Origin of the sequence: Streptosporangium sp. G11 (genome assembly GCF_051192615.1) — a bacterium.
Taxonomy (GTDB): Bacteria; Actinomycetota; Actinomycetes; order Streptosporangiales; family Streptosporangiaceae; genus Streptosporangium.
The window spans coordinates 1-19,517 of the sequence record NZ_JBPJUQ010000048.1 but is presented as its reverse complement, the minus strand read 5'-3'; the positions used below and the strand labels follow the sequence as shown (position 1 = coordinate 19,517).

Here is a 19,517-nt window from a genome sequence, read left to right as displayed (position 1 = left end):
CTCGCCTCGCGGGGCCGGATGGGCCACACGACCGGGCACGAGGACGGGCGGGCGCGTACGGGCGCCTCGCGGGTGGTCCGGACCGAGGCGACCGGACCTTGCGTGGGCGACCCGCGTCCGAGCGGACCGAGGCGACCGGGCCCCGTGTGGGTGACCCGCGTCCGAGCGGACCGAGGCGACCGATTATCGTCATCGCGACGATTGAGGAGACCACATGTCGCTCGCCGAGCTGATGGCCCCCCTCCTGCGACCGGCCTTCACCGTCGCGGGAACCCCGACCAGCTGGGCGGAGCTCCTGGGATTCGCCACCGGCGTCCTCACGGTCTGGCTGGTGGTCCGCCGGAACATATGGAACTGGCCGATCGGAACCGCCAACGTGATCCTGCTCGGGGCGGTCTTCCTGACCGCCGGGCTCTACGCGGACGCGGCGCTGCAGATCGTCTACGTCGCGCTGAGCCTGTACGGATGGTGGCAGTGGCTGTACGGCGGGGCCGGGCGGACCCCCTGGAGATCCGCCGTACCGGACGCGCCGAGTGGGCGGCGCTGGCCGGTTTCGGGATCGTGGCCACCACCGGCCTCACCCTCGCCCTCACCGCCTGGACCGACTCGACCGTGCCGGTATGGGATGCCCTGACCACCGCCCTGTCCCTGGCCGCGACCTACGGGCAGAGCCGGAAGCTGGTCGAGTCATGGTGGCTGTGGATCGCGGCCGACGTGGTTTACATACCCCTCTACGCCTACAAGGGCCTCCACCTGACCGCCGTCCTGTACGTGGTCTTCCTGGCGCTGTGCGTCGCCGGTCTGCGGGCCTGGCAGGCGGATCTCACCTCCCGTCCCGTCCTGGCGGCGGCGTGAGCGGGCCTCAGGGGGCGCGGGGCGTGCCGGTGGACGGCGGGACCTTCTCCCACGGGCTGGTGATCGGCAAGTTCTACCCGCCGCACGCCGGACACCACCACCTGATCGACACCGCCGCCGCGCGATGCGCCGGGGTGAGCGTCGTGGTCGCCGCGTCGACCGCGGAGAGCGTCCCGCTGGGGCTGCGCGCCGCCTGGCTGCGCGAGGCGCACCCTCAGGCCCACGTGACGATCGCCCCGGTGGTCGACGACGTCGAGATCGACTACGACGACCCGGAGATCTGGTCGGCGCACGTCGAGGTGTTCCGGTACGGCCTCGCCCAGGCGCACGGCCGCGTGCCGGAGATCGACGCGGTCTTCTCCTCCGAGGCGTACGGCCCCGAGCTGGCCCGCCGGTTCGGCGCCGCCCACGTCGGCGTCGACGCGGGCCGGGAACGGTTCCCGGTCAGCGGGACGATGGTCAGGAACGACCCGGTGTCGTGCTGGGACCATCTCTCTCCTGCCGTACGCGGCCACCTGGCGCGGCGCGTGGTGGTCGTCGGCGCGGAGTCCAGCGGCACGACCACGCTGGCCAGGGCTCTGGCCGCCCACTACGCGGCTCGCGGCGGGCCGTGGGCGGCGACGCGCTGGGTGCCCGAGTACGGCAGGACGTACTGCGAGGAGAAGCTCGCCCTGGCCCGCCGTCACGCCAAACTCGGCGGGCTGCCCGAGCCATGGCTGGAGGACCTGGGGTGGGAGCCCGCGGAGTTCGGCGTGATCGCCGAGCGCCAGCTCGCCTGGGAGGACGCCGCGGCCAGGACGGGGTCGCCGCTGCTGGTGTGCGACACCGACGCCTTCACCACCTCCCTGTGGCACGAGCGCTATCTCGGCGAGCTCTCCGCGGAGGCCACCGCCGTGCACCGCCGGGCCCGGCACGACCTGTGGATCCACACCTCGGTGGAGGGCGTGCCCTTCGAGCAGGACGGCTGGCGTGACGGCGAGGCGATCCGGCACCGGATGGACGCCCGTTTCCGCGAGGAACTGGCCGCGGGCGGGCTGCCCCACCTGGTCGTCACCGGGCCGCCGGAGATCCGGCTGTCGCGGGCCGTACGGGCGGTGGACGCCCTGCTGGAGCGAGGCTGGGAGTTCGCGGAACCGCTGTAGGGGCCCGGAGAGGCCCGCCCCGGCGGGCGGCGTCGCGGGCCTCGCCCGGCCGAGCCCGGGTCAGCGAAGGAGCGCGGAGACCCGTTCGGTCTCGGCGGCGAGGGCGGCGGCCGGGACCTCCTCCAGGAGGTCGACGGCGATCCTGCCGTCCTTCGCCTCCCAGACCCCGGCCACCCGGCCCTCGTGGATCACGACCGGGGAGATCCAGCCGGCGGCCCGGCTGACCTTCGCCTTCGCCGCGGCGGGCAGGAGGGGCTCCAGGTCGCGCGGGGCGGCCAGGATGTACTGGTCGAAGCCGGGCAGGAGGTGGACCCCGGTGGCGGGCCGGGTCGCGGCCAGGTCGTCGAGGTGCTCGGCGAGCATGACCATCGGCCGGCCGTCCACCTCGATCTCGGCCAGCTCGGGGGTGAGGTCGCGAAACCAGCCGCGCAGCGTCGCCTTGCGGACGGCCCCCCGGTACAGCCAGCCGTCGAACGTCTCGGGGGCGCCGGGACCGTGGGCGCCGAGGAAGGAGCGGAGCAGCCGCACCCCGCCCTCCTCCGCCGAGGGAAGCTCGCCGGACCAGCCGGGCACCTGGTCGCGGGGGCTGGCGAAGGTCACCCGGCCCTCGCGCGGCGGGCCGTAGCAGAGCTCGCCGAGGAAGCTCAGCGGCTTGAGCAGGGCGCCCCAGCCGGAGGTGAGCGCCTCCCGCAGGTGGGCGTCGCCGGTGACCTCGATGACCCCGTCGACCAGCTCCTCGCGGGTGAGGACGCGGCCCGCGAGCGCCTCGGGCGCGGCGTCGAGGATGGCGGCGACCTCGGCGGCGGTCACGCCGTGGCCGCGCTGCCAGGAGCCCTTCTCCCAGTTGCGGAACGAGCCGAGGACGGCGGCGTAGGAGGCCAGCTCGTCGGCGGGGACGAGGTGCAGGGTGCCGCGCGCCGTCCAGGTCTTGACCAGGCTGCGATCTCGCCACAGGGCGCGGTCGATCTCGCCGGGGTCCGGCCGCGCGCTCCGCACGGCCACCGCCAGGACCGCGGAGGAGGCCACCTGCGCCTGCACGCCGGTGAGCCTGCGCACGACGGACACCGCGTCGGGCGCGTCGGCCGGGTCGACGAACTGCCGCTTCAACCGCCAGGAGAGCACCTGGGGCCAGGTCACCGAGATAGCCATGACCAACTTCTACACCGCGTCCCCGACAGAACACGGCCCGCCGGGGACAGGCCTGGGGCTATCGCACGAAGCCGATGTCCTGGTATCTCAGGTCGTAGAAGCCTCGGGCCCCGAAGTTGGCGAGGTTGCTCTTGACCGCGACGTTCTGCGGCCGCTGGTAGAGCGTCACCACGTTGACCGCCTGCCAGATGAGCTTGTCCGCGGCGTTGGTGTCGGCGATGGCCCTGGCGTCGTCGAGGTTGGCGGTCGCCTTGTTCATGGCGGCGTCGATCCGGGGGGAGCCGATGCGGCCGAGGTTGGCGTTCCATTGCCTGGTTCCGTCGGGGCGCCTGACGGCGTCGGCGTACTGGCCGTAGGCGCTGGAGACGGGAAAGGGCGTGCCCACGTACGCGAACGCGGTGATGTCGTAATTGCCAGGAATTATGTATTTAGTGAAGTAGTCGTCCGTGGGCACCGACTGCAGGGTGACCCCGACACCGATCCGGCCGAGCATGTCCTGGACGAGCTCTGCCTCGGATTTGGCGAGTTGCAGGCCCGACGGCAGGACGAAACGCAGGTTCAGGTCCCTGCCGTCCTTCCTGCGGGTCCGGCCCTCCAGTTTCCAGCCCGCGGCCTCCAGCTCCCTGCCGGCCCTGCCGGGGTCGTACGTGCCGATCTCACCGGCGTTGTCCCGGTAACCCTCCTGGGTGTTCATGAAGAAGTGGTTGTTGAGCAGCACGATCGGCCAGTCGAGGCCCTGGAGGTCCGACTGGGCGATGGCCTGGCGGTTGATACCCATCGCCACGGCCCTGCGGACCCTCAGGTCGGACAGGACGGCGCTCTCGCCGTTCATCGTGATGTGCCGGAAGTCGGGGCCGGCCGCCTGCCGCACGATCGCGTCCGGGGTGCTCTTGGCCCGCGCGTAGTCGGGCGCGGACGGGCCGATGTCGAAGGTGTCGAGCTCGCCGTTGCTGAAGGCGCCGACCAGCGCGTCGCTCTCCAGGGAGCGGTAGATGATCCGGTCCAGCTTGGCGCGATCGCCCCACCAGCGGTCGTCCCTCGCGATGGTGAGGGTCTTGGCGGTCGGGTCGAACGCGACGAACTTGAACGGGCCCGCGGTGACCGGGACGCGGTTCAGCCAGGCGGTGTTGAACGCCTCGGGGGTGACGTTGGTGCTCCGGGGGTAAAGAGGCGCGAACAGCGACTGCCAGTCGCCGAAGGGCTTGGCGAAGGTCACCACGACCTGGTGGTCGTCCCTGCCTCTGGCGACCTGCTGGATGTTCTGGTAGCCGGTGGTGCTCGCCACCCGGTAGTCGGCGTCGCGGCCGTTCAGCGCCTGCCACTGGGCGCGGTAGTCCTCCCAGGTGATGGGCGTGCCGTCGGACCATCTGGCGCGCGGGTTGAGGGTCAGCGTGACGACCTGCCTGGGCCTGTGCGAGGTGACCCTGCCCTCGGACAGGTAGTCGGTGTTCGGGGAGATCTTCCCCTTGGCGTCGGAGCGGAAGGGGGAGGGCATGAGGGCGTCCATGACCCTCTTGACCGTCGCCAGGTTGCCGTCGACGTGGTTGAGATTCCAGTTGGACGGATACTCGTTGAGCCCCCAGCGGAGCACGCCCCCGTCCGCGACCCGGTCGCGGGCGACCGGGTTGACGTCGTAGGCCTTGACCGCCGGGGCGGGCCCGCCCGGCTTTCCGCCTCCCCCTCCCCCGCACCCGGCGAGACCCGGCGCCACGGCCAGGGCCACGGCCAGCGTGGCGGCGAGCGCGCCCACGCGCCGGATTGATATCACGGTGTTCCTCCCGGGGCATACGAGTGGGCGTGCGGCCGTGCACGGGGCCGTGCGTGCGACCGCGCGTACGACTGTGCGTGCGGCTGTGTGTGCGAACGGCGTGCGGCCGGTCTGGTCTCGGCGGGCGTCTCGGTAAGCGTCTCGACGGGCGTCCCGGCATACGACCGGGCGCACGGGTGGGTCATGCGGCGTCGGTCGGTCATACGGCGTCGGTCCTCTCGGCGAAGTGGCACGAGACGCCGTGGTCGTCCCCGAACCGCCGTACCTCGGGCTCCTCGTCCACGCAGCGCCGCCTGTCGGTCTCGTCGAGGACCTTGAACAGGGGGCAGCGGGTGCGGAAGCGGCATCCCGAGGGAGGGTCCGCCGGGCTGGGCAGGTCCCCCTCCAGCAGGACGCGCCTGCGGGAACGTTCCAGCACCGGGTCCGGCAGCGGGATCGCCGACAGCAGGGCCCGCGTGTAGGGGTGCGCCGGGGTGTCGTAGACCGCGCCGACCGGGCCGATCTCGGCGATCCTCCCCAGATACATGACCGCGACCCGGTCGGCGATGTGCCGGACCACGGCCAGGTCGTGCGCCACGAACAGGTACGACAGGCCCAGGCGGGCCCTCAGCTCCTCCAGCAGGTTGAGCACCCCCGCCTGGATGGACACGTCGAGCGCCGAGACCGGCTCGTCCAGCACGACCAGCCGGGGTTCCAGCGCGAGGGCGCGGGCGATGCCGACGCGCTGGCGCTGGCCCCCGGAGAAGTCCTGCGGGTAACGGGCGGCGTGGCCGGTCTCCAGCCCGACCAGGCCGAGCAGCTCGCCGATCCTCGGCCCGGGGTTCCGGTGGCCGTGCGCGCGCAGCGGCTCGGCGAGGATGTCGTAGACGGTCATCCTCGGGTCGAGGGAGGCCAGCGGGTCCTGGAAGACGACCTGCATGTCGCGCCGCACGGCCATCCGGTCGCGGGCGCCCATCCGCGAGGTGTCGCGGCCCAGCACCGTGATCCTGCCGCGCTGCGGCACCGCGAGTTCGAGGATCTCCATCAGGGTGGTCGTCTTGCCGCAGCCCGACTCGCCGACCAGGCCGAGCGTCTCGCCCTCGCGGACGTCGAAGCCGACGCCGTCCACCGCGCGGACCGTGCCGACCCGCCGCCGCAGGAGCGCCCCCTTGACCAGGGGATAGTGCTTGACCAGGTCCTCGACCGCCAGGACCACGCCGCGCTCCTCACGCGGACGCGGCGGCTCCTCGACAGCGGCGGCGGCGAGGTCGGCGGTGTCCGCGGGCGCCGCGGGGCTCGCGGGGCGCCGGGTGGCGCCGCCCCCGGCGGATCCGCGCACGCCGTAGACCTGGGCGGGCGACCAGCCCTCCGCCTCGATCTCGCCGGAGCGTATGCACGCCGCGAGGTGGCCGGGCGAGCCCACCGGCTCAGGCTCCGGCTCGGCCTCGGCGCACGCCGGGACGGCGATCGGGCAGCGCGGCTCGAACGGGCAGCCCGGCGGCAGCGCCGCCGGTGACGGCGGGTTTCCCCCGATGGGCACCAGCGGCTGCTCCCGGCCGCGGTCCAGGCGCGGGATCGAACCGAGCAGGCCCATGGTGTACGGCATGCGGGGGCGGTAGTAGACCTCGTCCACCGAGCCGACCTCGACGGGACGCCCGGCGTACATGACGAGGACCCGGTCGGCGAACCCGGCCACCACCCCCAGGTCGTGGGTGATGACGACGATCGCCGCGCCGGTCTCGCGCTGCGCCGCCTTCAGCACCTCCAGCACCTGCGCCTGGATGGTCACGTCGAGCGCGGTGGTCGGCTCGTCGCAGAGGATCACTTCGGGGTCGTTGGCGATCGCCATCGCGATCACCGCGCGCTGGCGCATGCCGCCGGAGAACTCGTGCGGGAACGCCCTGGCGCGCTGCGCGGCGTTGGGGATGCCGACCAGGTCGAGCAGCTCGACGGCGCGCCTGGCGGCCTGGCCCGCGCTCACCCGCTGGTGGACGCGGATCGCCTCGGCGACCTGGTCGCCGACCCGGTAGACGGGGGTGAGCGCGGAGAGCGGGTCCTGGAAGACCATCGAGACGGTCTTGCCGCGGAACGCGGTGAGCGTCCTTTCCGGGGCGCCCAGGATCTCCTGCCCGAGCAGCCGCACCGAGCCGGTGACGCGGGCGTGCGCCGGGAGCAGGCCCATCACGGCCAGCGAGGTGACAGACTTGCCTGAGCCGGACTCCCCGACGACGCCGAGCACCTCGCCCGGACGGACCGCGTAGCCCATGCCCCTGACCGCGCGGACCGCGCCGGGCCCCGAGCCGAAGGTGACGTCGAGGTCGCGCACCTCGAGCACGGGGGCGGCCGGGTCGGGCACGGGTTCGTACGCGCCGCTCCCGCCGCTCCGGGACGTCGTGCCCGAGGGCCGCTCGCTCGCCACCGGTCACCCGCCCCTGTGGGACGTGGGATCGGAGGCGTCGCGCAGGGAGTCGCCGACCAGGTTCACCGCGAGCACGGTGACGATCAGCAGGCCCGCGCAGAACCAGAACGTCCAGGGGGCGTAGAGGGCCGTCTTCGCGCCGTCGGCGATGAGGCTGCCCAGCGAGACGTCGGGTGGCTGGATGCCGAAGCCGAAGTAGGACAGGGACGTCTCGGTGAGGATCGCGGCGCTGACGTTGAGCGTGGCGTCGACGATCAGCAGCGAGGACATGTTGGGGATCACGTGCCGGAAGATGATCCTCGTCGGGGGCACGCCCATGAACCTGGCCGCGTGGATGAACTCCCGCTCCCTGAGCGAGATGGTCATGCTGCGGACGATCTTCGAGGTGACCATCCAGAGGAAGAGCGCCAGCACCAGCACGAACACCGGCCACTGCCCCCCGGCGAAGAGCGGGGACATGATCGCCAGGATCAGGAAGGCCGGGAGCACCAGCAGCAGGTCGGTCAGCCAGGTCAGCGCGCGGTCGGTCCAGCCGCCGAAGTATCCGGCGAAGGCTCCCACCACGGCCGCGAGCGCGGTGCCGACCACCGCGGCGAGCAGGCCGACGACCAGGGACCTCTGCATGCCGCGCAGCGTGACCGCGTACACGTCGGCGCCGGTCTGCAGGGTCCCCCACCAGTGCTCGGCGGAGGGCGGCGAGAGGAAGGCCGTGTAGTCCTTCGAAGCGTACGTCCAATGGGTGAGGTGGGGCCCGGCGAAGGCCAGCAGGAAGATCAGCACGAGCAGCGTGAAGCCGGTCCTGCCCCGGCCCGAGCGCAGCAGGCGGCCCGCGACCACCCGCAGCCGCGAGGGCGCCTTGATCCTGTCGACGGACGCCCGGTGTTCGGCGAGCTCCTCCTCTGCGATGGTCATCCGCGGCTCACCCCACCCGGACGCGCGGGTCGAGGAGGGCGTGGAGCACGTCGGAGGCCAGCGAGGCCAGCAGCACGGCCAGCGCGGCGAAGCAGCTGATGGCCGCGACGGTGTTGACGTCGTTGGTGGAGATCGAGTTGACCAGCTGCTCCCCCATGCCGTGCCAGCCGAAGATCTTCTCGGTGAAGGTGGTGCCGACCAGCAGCGACCCGAAGGTGAAGGCGAAGTAGGTGACCGCCGGGATCAGCGCGGTGCGCAGCGCGTGTCTGGTCAGCGCGGCGCGGCGGCTCAGCCCCTTGGCCATGGCCGTGCGGATGAAGTCGGCGCCGAGCACGTCGAGCATCATGTTGCGCTGGTAGCGGCTGTAGACGGCGACCAGCCCGAGCGACAGCGACAGCGTGGGCAGGGCCAGATGCCGGACCCGGTCGAGCACGGCGGCGGCGAACCCTTCCTGCAGGCCGGGCGTCGCCTCGCCGCTGACGAGGAAGATCTGGGTGCCGGCCGCCTCGTTGAGCCGGATCGCGGCGATGATCAGGATGTTGGCGAGCACCACCGTGGGAACCGCGAGAACGACGAAGGCCAGGCCGGTCGACAGCCGGTCGAAGAGGCCGTACTGCCTGACCGCGGCGTAGGCGCCGATGAGCACGCCGGTCACGCTGCCGAGGACCAGCCCGATCGTGATCAGGCGCAGGGTGACGCCGATCCGGCGCCCGAGGTCGTCGCCGACCGAGTCTCCGGTCACCGTCTTGCCGAGGTCGCCGCGCACGATGCCGCCCGCCCAGGTCAGGTAGCGCGCGAGCAGCGGGGTGCGGTCGTTCAGGTTGAGGTCGGTGAGGCGCGCGTCGACGACGGCCGGGGGAATCGGGGGGGTGCGGCCCTCGTAGTTGGAGCGCGGGTTGAGGGCGGAGGCGGCCAGCATGTAGGCCAGGCTGGTGGCCACGACGATCAGCACCAGGTAGTTGAGCAGCCTGCGGGCAAGGAATCCCGCCATCTTTCCTCCTCCGGAGCCCCGCCGCTGTCGGTGACCATCTTGCTACACTCGGCGACCGGTGGGCTGCATAGCGTACCGAATCGGAGGGATCTCGGTGAGAGATGGCGCCGCCGGGCCCGCGCGTCAGCCGGCCGGGCCCGAAGTCACCTCCCGAAGGACCGGGGGCCTTTCCCGGAGAGCCGCGGAGGCGCTTCCGGCCGGACCGGGGCCACTTCCCGGCGTTCCCGCCGGGCCGCCGGGGTCACTTCCCGGCGAGCTCGTCCACGGCGGCGCGCAGGTCGGCGCTGGTGATGGTGGTCAGGTCGGCGGCGCTGGCGGTGGCGCCGCCGAGGGCGGCCAGGCGGACGTCCCTGCGCATCGCGGCGCGCTCGAAGAGCGAGCGCGCGAACCTGCCGTTGCCGAGGCCGTCGATCAGGCCTTCGTCGCAGACCCAGGTGAAGACCTCGGCCAGGTCGCGGCGGGCGTCGTCGTCGAACCTGTCGCCCGACCCGTCGGCGAGCAGCACCGCGATCTCGGTGAGCTCCCCCGGCGAGTAGGAGGGAAACTGCACCCGCTGGTTGAACCTGCTGCCCAGGCCCGGGTTGGACGACAGGAAGGCGTTCATCTCCCGCTCGTATCCGGCCAGGATGATCACCAGCCGGTCGCGGTCGTCCTCGGCCCGCTTGAGCAGCGTCTGCACGGCCTCGGTGCCGAAGGCGTCGCCCCCGCTGTAGCCGGAGTTGACCAGGCCGTACGCCTCGTCGACGAACAGCACCCCGCCGAGCGCCCGGTCGACCAGCTCGTTCGTCTTGATCGAGGTGGCGCCGAGGTGCTGGCCGACCAGGTCGGCCCGCTGGGCCTCCACCACGTCGGGCTGGGGGAGCAGGCCCAGCGCGGCGAAGATGCGGCCCAGGATGCGGGCCACGGTGGTCTTGCCGGTGCCGGGAGGCCCGGCGAAGACGAAGTGCCGCATCTGCGGCGGGGTCGGCAGCCCTCGCTCCTGGCGCATCTTGGCCACCCTGAGCTGCGCGGCGATCGCGTGCACCTGCCGCTTGACGGGCTCCAGCCCCGCCATGCGGTCGAGGTCGGCCAGCGCCTCCTCGAGGGAGGGCGCGGCCTGATAGCCCCGATAGCGGGCGGTGAGCTCGTCGAAGGCCTTGACGACGTCGCCCTCGACCGTGGTGACCAGGTCCTCGGTGGTGGGCGCGCCGCCCGCCCCCACCACGCGCACGTCCCTGGCCTGCGCGGCGGCCTCCACGAGGCTGCGGACGAACCGGGCGTTGCCCAGGTCGTCGACGATCGCGCGCCGGTGGATGTCCTCGAAGCGGGCGAGCAGGGCGGGCGCGGCCTCGGGCGCCATCCGGTCGCCCCTGCGCCGCTGCAGCAGCTCGGTGATCTGGAGCAGCTCGTCGGGGGCGTAGCTCGGGAAGCGGACCCTGCTGGAGAACCGGCTGGACAGGCCGGGGTTCGACGACAGGAAGGTGGTCATCTCCTTCTCATATCCGGCCAGGATGACGATCAGCCGGTCGCGGTCGTCCTCGGCCCGCTTGAGCAGCGTCTGCACGGCCTCCGAGCCGAACCGGTCGGGCTGGCCGTCACCGGAGTTGATCAGGCTGTACGCCTCGTCGACGAACAGCACCCCGCCGAGCGCCCGGTCGACCAGCTCGTTCGTCTTGATCGCGGTGGCCCCGAGAAACTCCCCCACCAGGTCGGCCCGCTGGGCCTCCACCACGTAGGGGGTCTCCAGCAGGCCGAAGGCGTAGAAGATCTTCGCGACGGTCCTGGCCACGCTGGTCTTGCCGGTGCCCGGCGGGCCGACGAACACGAAGTGCCGCATCGGCGGCTCGGTGGAGTATCCGGCCTCCTTGCGCAGCCTGGCCGCCTCGATCGAGGCGGCGATCGAGCGGACCTGCTCCTTCACCGGGGCCAGGCCGATCATGGCGTCCAGCTCGCCGAGCGCCTCCTCCACCGAGATGGGCGGCGGCGCGTCCCGCTCGCCGGTTCCCTGGGCGGGGGCCAGGTGGCCGCCCTCGCGGACCCGGAGCCCGGCCTGGCGCTGCTCCCCCGTCTCCAGCGCGACCCGCACCCGGCGGGCCTGCAGGAACCGGTGGACCAGCACCCCGGCCGCCACGGCGTACGCGGCCCAGACGGCGACGGCGGGCACGAACGCGGTGACGACCACGCCGAGCAGGACGGCCGCCAGCCCGGCGGCCGTCAGCGCCATGACCGTGGTCACCCAGGGGGGGACCCAGCGGATGAGGTGGGCGGCCCCGGCGACCAGGGGGCCGAGGATCATCAGCGCCGTCGGGATCGGCGAGTTCCAGCCGGAGGCGCCCTGGACGATCAGGATCGTCGCCAGCCAGGCGAGCACCACGAGCAGGGTGGCGGCGGCGCGGGGGAAGCGCAGGGTCAGCGCCGCGAAGCCGAGCAGCGCCAGCGTGACGAAGAACGTGTTGAGGGCCGACCAGCCGAGTCCGAACGCCAGCGCGACCGCTCCGGCCAGCACCGCGACGTAGATCATCCTGCGCAGGGGCGGAGAGAGCCGGAAGTAGCCCAGCCGCACCTGCTCGAACAGATCCCGTGCCGCCGCGCGCCCCGCCGGACGGGCCCTGCTGGATTCCCGCATCACGCCTCCCCGGTCCGCCCCCGGTTATACCGCAACAGGGGGACGTTTGCGCGTGCCTGAGGATCGCGCCACGCCGTCGTGCGAGCACGATCAGATATACGGATGAGAACGGATGAAACCAACGTTCGAGGCAGCAAGCTCGTCCCGCGCCATCCCTGCCGCCACACCCTTCCCTGTGTCTTCTCCGCGCCCCGCGCGCGGCGGCCCGCGCCGGCGTTCCCGGCGGGTGGTATGACCCGGTCCCTGCCGCCTCCCTCCCCCCGCCGTCGCGGGGAACCCCGCGGGGGGACGGGCAGGAAAATGTCACCGCCCGGCAAGGCGGCCCCGCTCGGGGAAACCGCCCGCTCCGGTGGCCCGGATCCCGGCGGACGGCCACGGCCGCGCCCTCGGTGGCGGCCCGCGGGCCGTGCTCCCCGGCGAGGACGGGTCCGCGCTCCGGAAAGGACGGTTCGGCGCCCCTTGCGAAGGCGGCTCGGCGCTCCGGAAGGACCGTTCAGCCGCGGCGGGCGCGGCCCTGGTGGCGGCCGGGATACTCGCCGACCACCACTTCCTTGGGGGTGATCCTCAGCAGGTCGGCCTCGGTGTCGCCGATGGCGATGCCCCGCACCTCGGCCCAGAAGCGGCGGTCGAGCGGGTCGGCGACGAAGACCGCCACCCTGGGGTCGCGCTCGGCGGCCTCCCAGGCGTCGGAGGCGGCGATCAGGCGCAGCTCGCCGCTCGGGCCGACCGAGCTGACCGCGCCGACGGCCAGCGCGCGCGGGCCGCTGGGGTCGGCGTAGGCGAGCACCACCCCCCGCGCGTAGGTGAAGGCCGCGCGCACCTCCCCGCTGAGCCCCACCGGCGGCCCGGCGTCACCGGGAAGGCGGCTCCCGCAGCCGTCGCACATGACCAGCGAGGCCCGCCACGGCCCCGGCGCCCCCCGCCACCACGCCCGCACCGACCTCGTGGCGAATATCGCCACCGGTACGGCCAGCAGCGCGATCCCGGCCCACCAGGCCCACTCCCCCACATGGGCGAGCCCGAGGGCCGGTGCCGCCCCGGCCACGCCGAGCAGGATCGACGCCGAGGCAGGCAGGGCCAGCGCCGCCGCCAGCCCTCGGTCCGAGGCCAGCGCGCGGGTGAGGCCGGGGGCCGGTCCCGTCCGGCCGCGCGCCCAGCCGAGCGCGAGCGGCACGGCGAGCGCGGCCAGGGCCCAGCCCCGCTCGTCCAGGACGACGACGGCCACCACGAGTGCCACCGGCACCGACCAGGCCCGGCCCGCCACCAGCCAGAGGGTCACGTTCACGTCGCGCCTGGCCGTGCGGTCGTCCCCGGCGGCGGCGAACTCGGCCAGCGCCCTGACCGGCCGCCCGCGCCACGCCTCGACGAGCACGCGCAGGACGAGCAGCACCGCGCCGTTGAGGAGCACCAGCCCGGCGAGAGCCGCCCAGACCACCCCCGGCGCGCCCGGCGCCGGCCCGGAAAGGAGCGGCGGCACCTCCGCGGGAAGGGTGGCGACGGCGGCGACGTACGCGGCCACGGCGACCAGGCTGACCAGGACCGACGTGCTGAGCCAGAGGTCGCGGGCGAGCATGCCGGGCACGTACGACCAGAGCCTGACCCGGTGCGCCTGCCGCAGGGTGAGCGCCAGGACGGCGAGCGGCACCAGCCCGCCGCCGATCCTCGCCACGGTGGCCAGGCCGAACCCGAACTCCGCCGCGCAGACCGCGACGAGGGCGGCGGCCAGCAGGAGACGGGTCTGCCGCGACCACGCCTCCAGGGCGCGCCTGGCCCGGCCCGTCTCGCGGGGGTCGACCGGCCAGGCGGGGTCGTGGTGGGCGCGCGGGCGCTCCCAGCGCAGCCGGGTCAGGCCGAGGTTGATCCTGGCGCCCGGGTGGTCCGGCAGGCGGTGCAGCGCCTCGCGGTAGGCGGCCTCCGCGAGGCCGTACTCGCCCCGCAGCAGCGCGAGGTCACCGGCGAGGACGTGCGGGTCCGGCTCCTCCGGCGCGTAGCGGACGGCCCTGGCCGCCTGCGCCCGCGACTCGCGCCAGCGCCCCGGCACCCTGCGCAGCGCCGCTCCCAGGCGCATCCGCGCGGCCCAGGAGCCCGGTGCGAGGCGTACGGCCTCCTCGGCGGCCGCCACGGCCTCCGCGTCGCGGCCGAGCCGCTCGAACGCGAGGCTGGCGAGCCGGTATCCCCAGTCGGCGCCCGCCTCGGAGCGGGGGTCGAGGTCCAGCGCCCTGCGGGCGGCCTCCAGCGCGGCCTCGGGCCGGTCGCGGCCCAGCCACGCGGCGGCCACGGCGCACCACTGCCGGGGGTCGGCGGGGTCCCTGGGCGGCGGGACGGCGACCGGGGCGGGATCGTGCCCGTGCCGGAGGTCGGCGGGATCACGCGGCGGCGGGATCGGGGCGGGGTCGTTCCCGCCGGGCCCGCTCACCACGGCGGCTCACGGGCCTCGCGCTGGCTCCACACGATCGCCATGGTCCGTGCGAGATCACCTTTTGCCTAGATAGCGGTATATGCCTGTATCTCTCTAGAGAGGTCGTCGGCGGCGCCCAGAAAGGCGCGGCACATCGATCGACCCAGGGTGCAAAAGTGGACATTTCTCGTGAATCAATCGTCCAATGCCACCCCGGACAGTGCCCGACTTCGCCTAAGCTGCGACGCATGTTCGTCCAGGCCGGCAAACCCTGAGCGGCTTATGACCACCGTCATGGCCAGGCGCGCGGACGGCGACCCACGGGCATCCGGGGCCGGCCGGTGGTCTGTCCTCGCCATCCTCTGCTTCAGCCTGCTGCTGATCGCGGTGGACGCCACGGTGCTGCACATCGCGGTACCGGCGCTGACGGCCGGCCTCGAGCCGTCCTCCGTGGAGCTGCTGTGGATCATCGACGTCTACTCGCTGATGGTCGCGCCGCTGCTGCTGACCTTCGGCACGCTCGGTGACCGCTACGGGCGCAAGCGCCTGGTGCTGGCCGGATACCTGGTCTTCGGCGTCGCCTCGGCCGCGGCGGCGTTCGCGCCGACCCCGCTCGCGCTGATCTCCGCGCGCGCGCTGCTCGGCGTCGGCGGAGCGATGATCATGCCCGCCACGCTCTCCATCATCCGGCAGGTCTTCACCGACCGGCACGAGCGGGCGATCGCGCTGGGGGTCTGGAGCGCGGTGGCCGCGGCCGGGGCCGCGGTCGGCCCGCTCATCGGAGGGGTGCTCGTCGAGCATTTCTGGTGGGGCGCCGTCTTCCTGATCAATGTCCCCATCCTGGTGGTCCTGCTGCCCATGGCGGCCAGGATCCTTCCCGAGTCCCGCAAGCGCACGGGCCGGCCGTGGGACGCGCTCAGCGCGCTGCTGTCGGTGCTGGGCATCCTCGGGGTGGCCTTCGGCCTGAAGGAGGCGGGGGCCGGGCATCCGGGCGGGGTGGCGGCGTTCCTGGGCGGCGTCTGGCTGCTGGTGTGGTTCGTCCGCAGGCAGCGGCGGCTGGCCTTCCCCTTGCTGGACCTGAGCCTGTTCCGGCGGCGGGCGTTCTGCGCCGGGGTGGGCGGCGTGCTGCTGACGGTCTTCGCCCTGGTCGGGCTGGAGCTCATGCTCGCCCAGTATCTCCAGCTGGTCCTCGGCGACAGCCCGCTCCAGGCGGCCGTGCGGATGCTCCCCCTCATGATCGCCTCGATCGCGGGCGGCCTGGCCGGGGCGCAGCTGCTGCGCTGGTTCGGGCTGCGCGCCACGATGAGCGGCGGGCTGGCGCTGACCGCCCTCTCCCTCGCCCCCACCCTGACCTGGCACACCGAGGGGCACCCGATGGCCCTGACGCTCTGCTTCGTCGGCATCGGCTTCGGCATCCAGGTCACCCTGCTGGCCGCCTCCGACACGATCATGTCGTCCACCCCGGAGTCCCACGCGGGCGGGGCCGCCGCGATCGAGGAGACCGCCTACGAGCTGGGCGCCGGGCTCGGGGTCGCGGTGCTCGGCACGATCACCACGGTCGTGTACGCCCCGTCGCTGCCCTCGGTTTCCGGCGTGGCGCCCGCGATGATGGACCAGGCCCGCCAGTCGCTCGCCTCCGCCGCGCACGTGGCGCGGGAGATCGGCGGCGGCGTGGGGGACGCGCTGCTCGACTCGGCCCGCGTCGCGTTCGTCTCCGGCCTGCACACGACGGTGGCGGTGAGCGTGTTCCTGCTCGGCGCCACCGCGCTGGCCGTGACGCTCCTGGTGCCCCGCCGCCCCGGCGGACAGGGGAACGACCCCTCGTAAAGGGTTTGGAAGGTCTAAGCTCGGTCATTTATCGGTCAAGCATGGGCAAGAACGGGGAATCTAACCAGAATGAGGAACCGTGCGACAAACCCTTCATGATCTCGCTTCCCTGGCGGCCAGACTGGGCGTGGGCGGGATCTTCTTCGCCAACGGCTGGCACAAGCTCGAAGCGGGCCTGAACGCCACCGCCGAGCAGTTCACGTCCCTGGGCGCCTCCGGACCCTACGTGTGGGCCGCGACCACCATGCTGACGGAACTCATCGGCGGCGCGCTGCTGGTGGCCGGTCTCGCGGTGGCCGCGTGCGGGCTCCTGCTGTTCGCCGAGGCCCTCGCCGTGTTCATCCTGGCCAGCGGCGAGGTCGGCCTGCCGCTCACCGGTGGCGACGCCAAGCTGATCGTGGCGCTCGGGGCCGCCTCCATCCTGCTGGCGGTCGGCGGCGCGGGCCGCCTGTCGGTCGACCACATGGTGGTGATCAAGCGCCGCGAGGCCGAGGCAGCCGAGGACTTCGCCGCCGAGGCCGAGGCCGACGACGTCATCGCCGCGCTGCGCGAGCCCGAGACCCACGCGGCGCCCGCCCAGGGGAAGAAGCCCGCCACCCCGGACGAGCCCGCCCCGCCCGCCTCGAAGGGGCCCGCCCCGGCGGAGTCCACCTCGTCGGAGGGCGCCACCGACACCGCGGAGTTCCCCGCCGCCACCCGGCCCCGTACGCGCACCCGCAAGCCCCCGTCCGGCGCCGCGACGTCCGTACCCCCCGCGACCCCCGTGACCACGCCCACGCCGGTCGCGACGCCCGTGACCGGCAAGACCGGCGACACCCTCGTGGCCGGGAAGAAGGACCGGCCCTCCTCCGGAAGCTGAGAGATATATCCATCTTTGGGCGGCAGGGCCTTTCCGTCGCCTAATTGAATTCACAAGAGAGCGCCATACCCGCACAATGATCGGATGCGCCTCCCCGGTTGGTTCGCGGAGCGGGCCGAACCCGCCCCGCCGGAGACCGAGCTCCGCGTCTCCACCCTCGAGCTCTTCTTCGATTTGGTCTTCGTCTTCACCGTCACCCAGCTCACCGGCCTGATGGTGGACGGCCTGCAGGAGGGCAGGCCCGCCGAGAGCGCGCTGCGCGCGCTGCTGGTCTTCGGCGCGATCTGGTGGATGTACGCCGGTTACGCCTGGCTGACCAACGCCGTCCCCCCGACGCGGCCGGCCCGCAGGGTGCTGATCCTGCTGGGCATGGCCGGATTCATGATCGTGGCACTGTCGATCCCCTCGGTGTTCGACGGCGACGGCCTGGCGTTCGCGGTTGGATACCTGCTGCTCATCGTCGTGCACGCCGGGCTGTACCTGCAGGCCACCTCGGCCTTCGCCCGGGTGCTGCCGTTCAACCTCGGCGGGGTCGCGCTCATCGGCGTGGCCGCTTTGGTCCCCGCGCCGTACACCTACCTGCTCTGGGCCGGGGCGGTCGCCCTGCTCTGGGGCAGTCCGTACTTCATCGGGCAGAAGGGCTTCAACCTCCGGGCCGGGCACATCGTCGAGCGCCACGGCCTGCTGGTGATCGTGGCGCTCGGCGAGTCGATCGTGGCGATCGGCATCGGCGCCAAGGGACTCCACGTCGGCTTCGCCCTCGGCCTGGCGGCGGTGCTCGGCCTCGCGCTGGCCGCCTGCCTGTGGTGGCTCTACTTCGGCGGCGACGACGAGACGCGCGCCGAGCACACCCTGGAGGCGGCCGAGCCGGTGCGGCGCACCCGGCTGATCCTCGGCGCCTACTTCTACGCGCACATCCCGATGCTGCTGGGCATCGTCGCGGTCGCCGCGGGCGTCAAGAAGGCGATCGGCCACCCGGTCGACCCGCTGAAGTTCAGCGCGGCCCTGACCCTGGCCGTGGGAGTCGCCCTGTTCATGGCGGGCGACGCCTGGTTCCGGCGCGTCCTCGGCATCGCGGGCAACGGCCTGCGGGCCGCCGGTGCCCTGGTCTCGCTCCTGACGGTCGCACTCGGCCTCTGGTCGGCCCTCGCTCAGCTCACCGCGCTGACCGCGCTGGTGATCACGGTGATCGTCCTGGAGGGGCGGCGCCAGGCCGCCGTCCTTTCCGCGCCGTAGCGCACCCTGTCCCCCGTACGCCCCCAGCCCGGCTCGTCACCCATCGGCAGCCTGCGCGGACTCCCCCGCGACGTCATCCTCACCCGGTGAGACCCTCGGCGCGGTCCTGGGCGTCGAGGACCTCGTCTCCGTGGTCGAAGGCCCACTCCCCGAAGGCCCCGATCAGCGGCACCAGCGTGTGGCCCAGGTCGGTGAGCCCGTACTCGACCCGGGGCGGAGCCTCCGCGTAGACCCGCCGGGAGACGAGGCCGTTGTACTCCAGCCTGCGCAGGGTCTCGGTGAGCACCTTCGCGCTGATCCCGCCGATCTCCTCGCGCAGCTCGCCGGGACGCCGGGGACCGGCGCGCAGGGCCCAGACGACGACGGCGTTCCAGGTGTTGCCGATCAGGTCGAAGGCGAGCCGGGCGCGGCAGTCGGCGAGGAACACGCCGGGGTCCTCCAGTCTCTCCGGGACGTCACGCACCGAACGGTGCCTGACGAACTTTCTACATTCGTCCTACACCAACCGGCAGTCGAGCAGGGGAGGACGGATGCGCATCGGCATCCTCGGGGCGGGCCGCATGGCGGACGCGCTCGGAACACACTGGGCCCGCGCGGGTCACGAACTGGCGGTGAGCGGCCGTGACCCGGCGAAGGCCGCCGCCCTGGCGGGCAGGCTCGGACCCGCCGCGCGGGCGGGCACCTGGGAGGAGGCGGCGGTCTTCGGCGAGGTGACGCTGCTGGCCGTACGCGACCACGCCGTGACCGAGGTCCTGGCGGCGGCCGGGGCCGCCCGGGGGACGCTGGACGGGCGGGTGCTCGCCGACTGCGTCAACCCGGTCGTGCAGGGGCGGTTCACCCTGGCCACCGAGGGCGGCCCCTCGATGGCGCGGCGCGTCGCGGAGAGCACCGGGGCCCGCGTCGTCAAGGCGTTCAACCTGTGCCACGAGGACGTGTGGCGGATGAGGCCGCCCGCCTTCGACGGCGTCCCGCTGGCGGTGCCCCTGTGCGGCGACGATCCCGCCGCGCTGGCCGCCGTGCGCTCCCTCGTCACCGATCTCGGATGCGAGCCGGTCGACGGCGGCGGCCTGGAACGCGCGGGCCTGCTGGAGGCGACCGCGGCGTTCATGATCGGCCTCTGGGTCGGCGGCGCGGACGCCCGGGCGGTGCTGCCACCTTTGAAATACGCCTTCGGCGCCCCCGGCTGACCACGCGGCTTCCGGGAAGACACGGTCTTCCCGGAAGCCGTCGGCCCGCGAGAACGCCCGGTACCGGGAATTCCCGGCCGCCTGTGACCAGCGCGCCCAAGGCGTCACGGGTCAGAGGGCATTTGATTTGAGTAGATTGCTCCTTATGTTCTAGTAAGTGCCTCGCCAGGTTGGGGTGGTCTCGTCCGTT

15 protein-coding genes are annotated in these 19,517 nt (G+C 73.2%); 7 read left to right on the top strand and 8 right to left on the bottom strand.

The window, feature by feature from the left end; genetic code table 11:
- The first annotated feature begins 214 nt into the window (after window positions 1-214).
- From ACSDR0_RS33450 to ACSDR0_RS33440, 3 genes are read left to right on the top strand one after another with little or no spacing between them, the layout of a single operon-like run.
- Entirely contained in the window at window positions 215-634 is a 420-nt protein-coding gene (locus ACSDR0_RS33450; protein ID WP_435292924.1) for a nicotinamide mononucleotide transporter family protein, read from the top strand.
- Window positions 544-855, top strand: a complete 312-nt coding sequence (gene pnuC, locus ACSDR0_RS33445) for a nicotinamide riboside transporter PnuC (RefSeq protein WP_435292971.1) — start codon at window positions 544-546, stop codon at window positions 853-855. Before ACSDR0_RS33450 ends, pnuC begins: the two co-directional genes overlap by 91 nt.
- Window positions 852-1,997 (top strand): AAA family ATPase, encoded by a 1,146-nt coding sequence (locus tag ACSDR0_RS33440; RefSeq protein WP_435292923.1) that lies wholly within the window; start codon window positions 852-854, stop codon window positions 1,995-1,997. The genes pnuC and ACSDR0_RS33440 overlap by 4 nt, the downstream gene beginning before the upstream one ends.
- Before the next feature lie 60 nt (window positions 1,998-2,057).
- Here the strand turns inward: ACSDR0_RS33440 and ACSDR0_RS33435 are convergent, their stop codons facing one another.
- The 7 genes from ACSDR0_RS33435 to ACSDR0_RS33405 all read right to left on the bottom strand — a co-directional run bounded on the left by ACSDR0_RS33435 (window position 2,058) and on the right by ACSDR0_RS33405 (window position 14,239).
- A complete protein-coding gene (locus ACSDR0_RS33435) occupies window positions 2,058-3,146 on the bottom strand; it encodes a winged helix DNA-binding domain-containing protein (protein WP_435292922.1) in 1,089 nt (362 codons plus the stop codon).
- A 58-nt stretch (window positions 3,147-3,204) separates the two neighbouring features.
- Window positions 3,205-4,896 (bottom strand): ABC transporter family substrate-binding protein, encoded by a 1,692-nt coding sequence (locus tag ACSDR0_RS33430; RefSeq protein WP_435292921.1) that lies wholly within the window; start codon window positions 4,894-4,896, stop codon window positions 3,205-3,207.
- Window positions 4,897-5,113: 217 nt separating this feature from the next.
- Window positions 5,114-7,249, bottom strand: a complete 2,136-nt coding sequence (locus ACSDR0_RS33425) for a dipeptide ABC transporter ATP-binding protein (protein ID WP_435292970.1) — start codon at window positions 7,247-7,249, stop codon at window positions 5,114-5,116.
- 66 nt (window positions 7,250-7,315) lie between these two features.
- Window positions 7,316-8,224 carry an ABC transporter permease gene (locus tag ACSDR0_RS33420; protein WP_435292920.1) on the bottom strand — a complete coding sequence of 303 codons (909 nt, stop codon included), beginning with the start codon at window positions 8,222-8,224 and terminating at the stop codon, window positions 7,316-7,318.
- A gap of 7 nt (window positions 8,225-8,231) precedes the next feature.
- A complete protein-coding gene (locus ACSDR0_RS33415) occupies window positions 8,232-9,215 on the bottom strand; it encodes an ABC transporter permease (RefSeq protein WP_435292919.1) in 984 nt (327 codons plus the stop codon).
- A 241-nt stretch (window positions 9,216-9,456) separates the two neighbouring features.
- Window positions 9,457-11,820 (bottom strand): AAA family ATPase, encoded by a 2,364-nt coding sequence (locus tag ACSDR0_RS33410; protein WP_435292918.1) that lies wholly within the window; start codon window positions 11,818-11,820, stop codon window positions 9,457-9,459.
- Between the two features lie 493 nt (window positions 11,821-12,313).
- Window positions 12,314-14,239 (bottom strand): tetratricopeptide repeat protein, encoded by a 1,926-nt coding sequence (locus ACSDR0_RS33405; protein WP_435292917.1) that lies wholly within the window; start codon window positions 14,237-14,239, stop codon window positions 12,314-12,316.
- Window positions 14,240-14,512: 273 nt separating this feature from the next.
- Here ACSDR0_RS33405 and ACSDR0_RS33400 point away from each other — a divergent pair, with 273 nt between their 5' ends.
- From ACSDR0_RS33400 to ACSDR0_RS33390, 3 genes are all read left to right on the top strand, one after another.
- Window positions 14,513-16,045 (top strand): MFS transporter, encoded by a 1,533-nt coding sequence (locus tag ACSDR0_RS33400; RefSeq protein WP_435292916.1) that lies wholly within the window; start codon window positions 14,513-14,515, stop codon window positions 16,043-16,045.
- Between the two features lie 79 nt (window positions 16,046-16,124).
- Complete coding sequence (locus ACSDR0_RS33395) at window positions 16,125-16,904, top strand: DoxX family membrane protein (RefSeq protein WP_435292915.1); 780 nt, start codon at window positions 16,125-16,127, stop codon at window positions 16,902-16,904.
- An 84-nt stretch (window positions 16,905-16,988) separates the two neighbouring features.
- Window positions 16,989-18,140, top strand: a complete 1,152-nt coding sequence (locus ACSDR0_RS33390; protein WP_435292914.1) for a low temperature requirement protein A — start codon at window positions 16,989-16,991, stop codon at window positions 18,138-18,140.
- A gap of 79 nt (window positions 18,141-18,219) precedes the next feature.
- Here the strand turns inward: ACSDR0_RS33390 and ACSDR0_RS33385 are convergent, their stop codons facing one another.
- Window positions 18,220-18,603 carry a winged helix-turn-helix transcriptional regulator gene (locus ACSDR0_RS33385; protein ID WP_435292913.1) on the bottom strand — a complete coding sequence of 128 codons (384 nt, stop codon included), beginning with the start codon at window positions 18,601-18,603 and terminating at the stop codon, window positions 18,220-18,222.
- Here ACSDR0_RS33385 and ACSDR0_RS33380 point away from each other — a divergent pair.
- Window positions 18,515-19,327, top strand: coding sequence for an NADPH-dependent F420 reductase (locus ACSDR0_RS33380; RefSeq protein WP_435292912.1), 813 nt, complete (start codon window positions 18,515-18,517; stop codon window positions 19,325-19,327). The two genes, ACSDR0_RS33385 and ACSDR0_RS33380, sit on opposite strands and share 89 nt — an antisense overlap.
- The last annotated feature ends 190 nt before the right edge of the window (window positions 19,328-19,517 follow it).

Excerpts from the sequence above, each read along its gene's own strand:
- ACSDR0_RS33450 (WP_435292924.1), top strand. The coding sequence starts at position 215 with ATGTCGCTCGCCGAGCTGATGGCCCCCCTCCTGCGACCGGCCTTCACC.
- ACSDR0_RS33435 (WP_435292922.1), bottom strand. The coding sequence starts at position 3,146 with ATGGCTATCTCGGTGACCTGGCCCCAGGTGCTCTCCTGGCGGTTGAAG.
- ACSDR0_RS33420 (WP_435292920.1), bottom strand. The coding sequence starts at position 8,224 with ATGACCATCGCAGAGGAGGAGCTCGCCGAACACCGGGCGTCCGTCGAC.
- ACSDR0_RS33415 (WP_435292919.1), bottom strand. The coding sequence starts at position 9,215 with ATGGCGGGATTCCTTGCCCGCAGGCTGCTCAACTACCTGGTGCTGATC.
- ACSDR0_RS33410 (WP_435292918.1), bottom strand. The coding sequence starts at position 11,820 with ATGCGGGAATCCAGCAGGGCCCGTCCGGCGGGGCGCGCGGCGGCACGG.
- ACSDR0_RS33400 (WP_435292916.1), top strand. The coding sequence starts at position 14,513 with ATGGCCAGGCGCGCGGACGGCGACCCACGGGCATCCGGGGCCGGCCGG.
- ACSDR0_RS33390 (WP_435292914.1), top strand. The coding sequence starts at position 16,989 with ATGCGCCTCCCCGGTTGGTTCGCGGAGCGGGCCGAACCCGCCCCGCCG.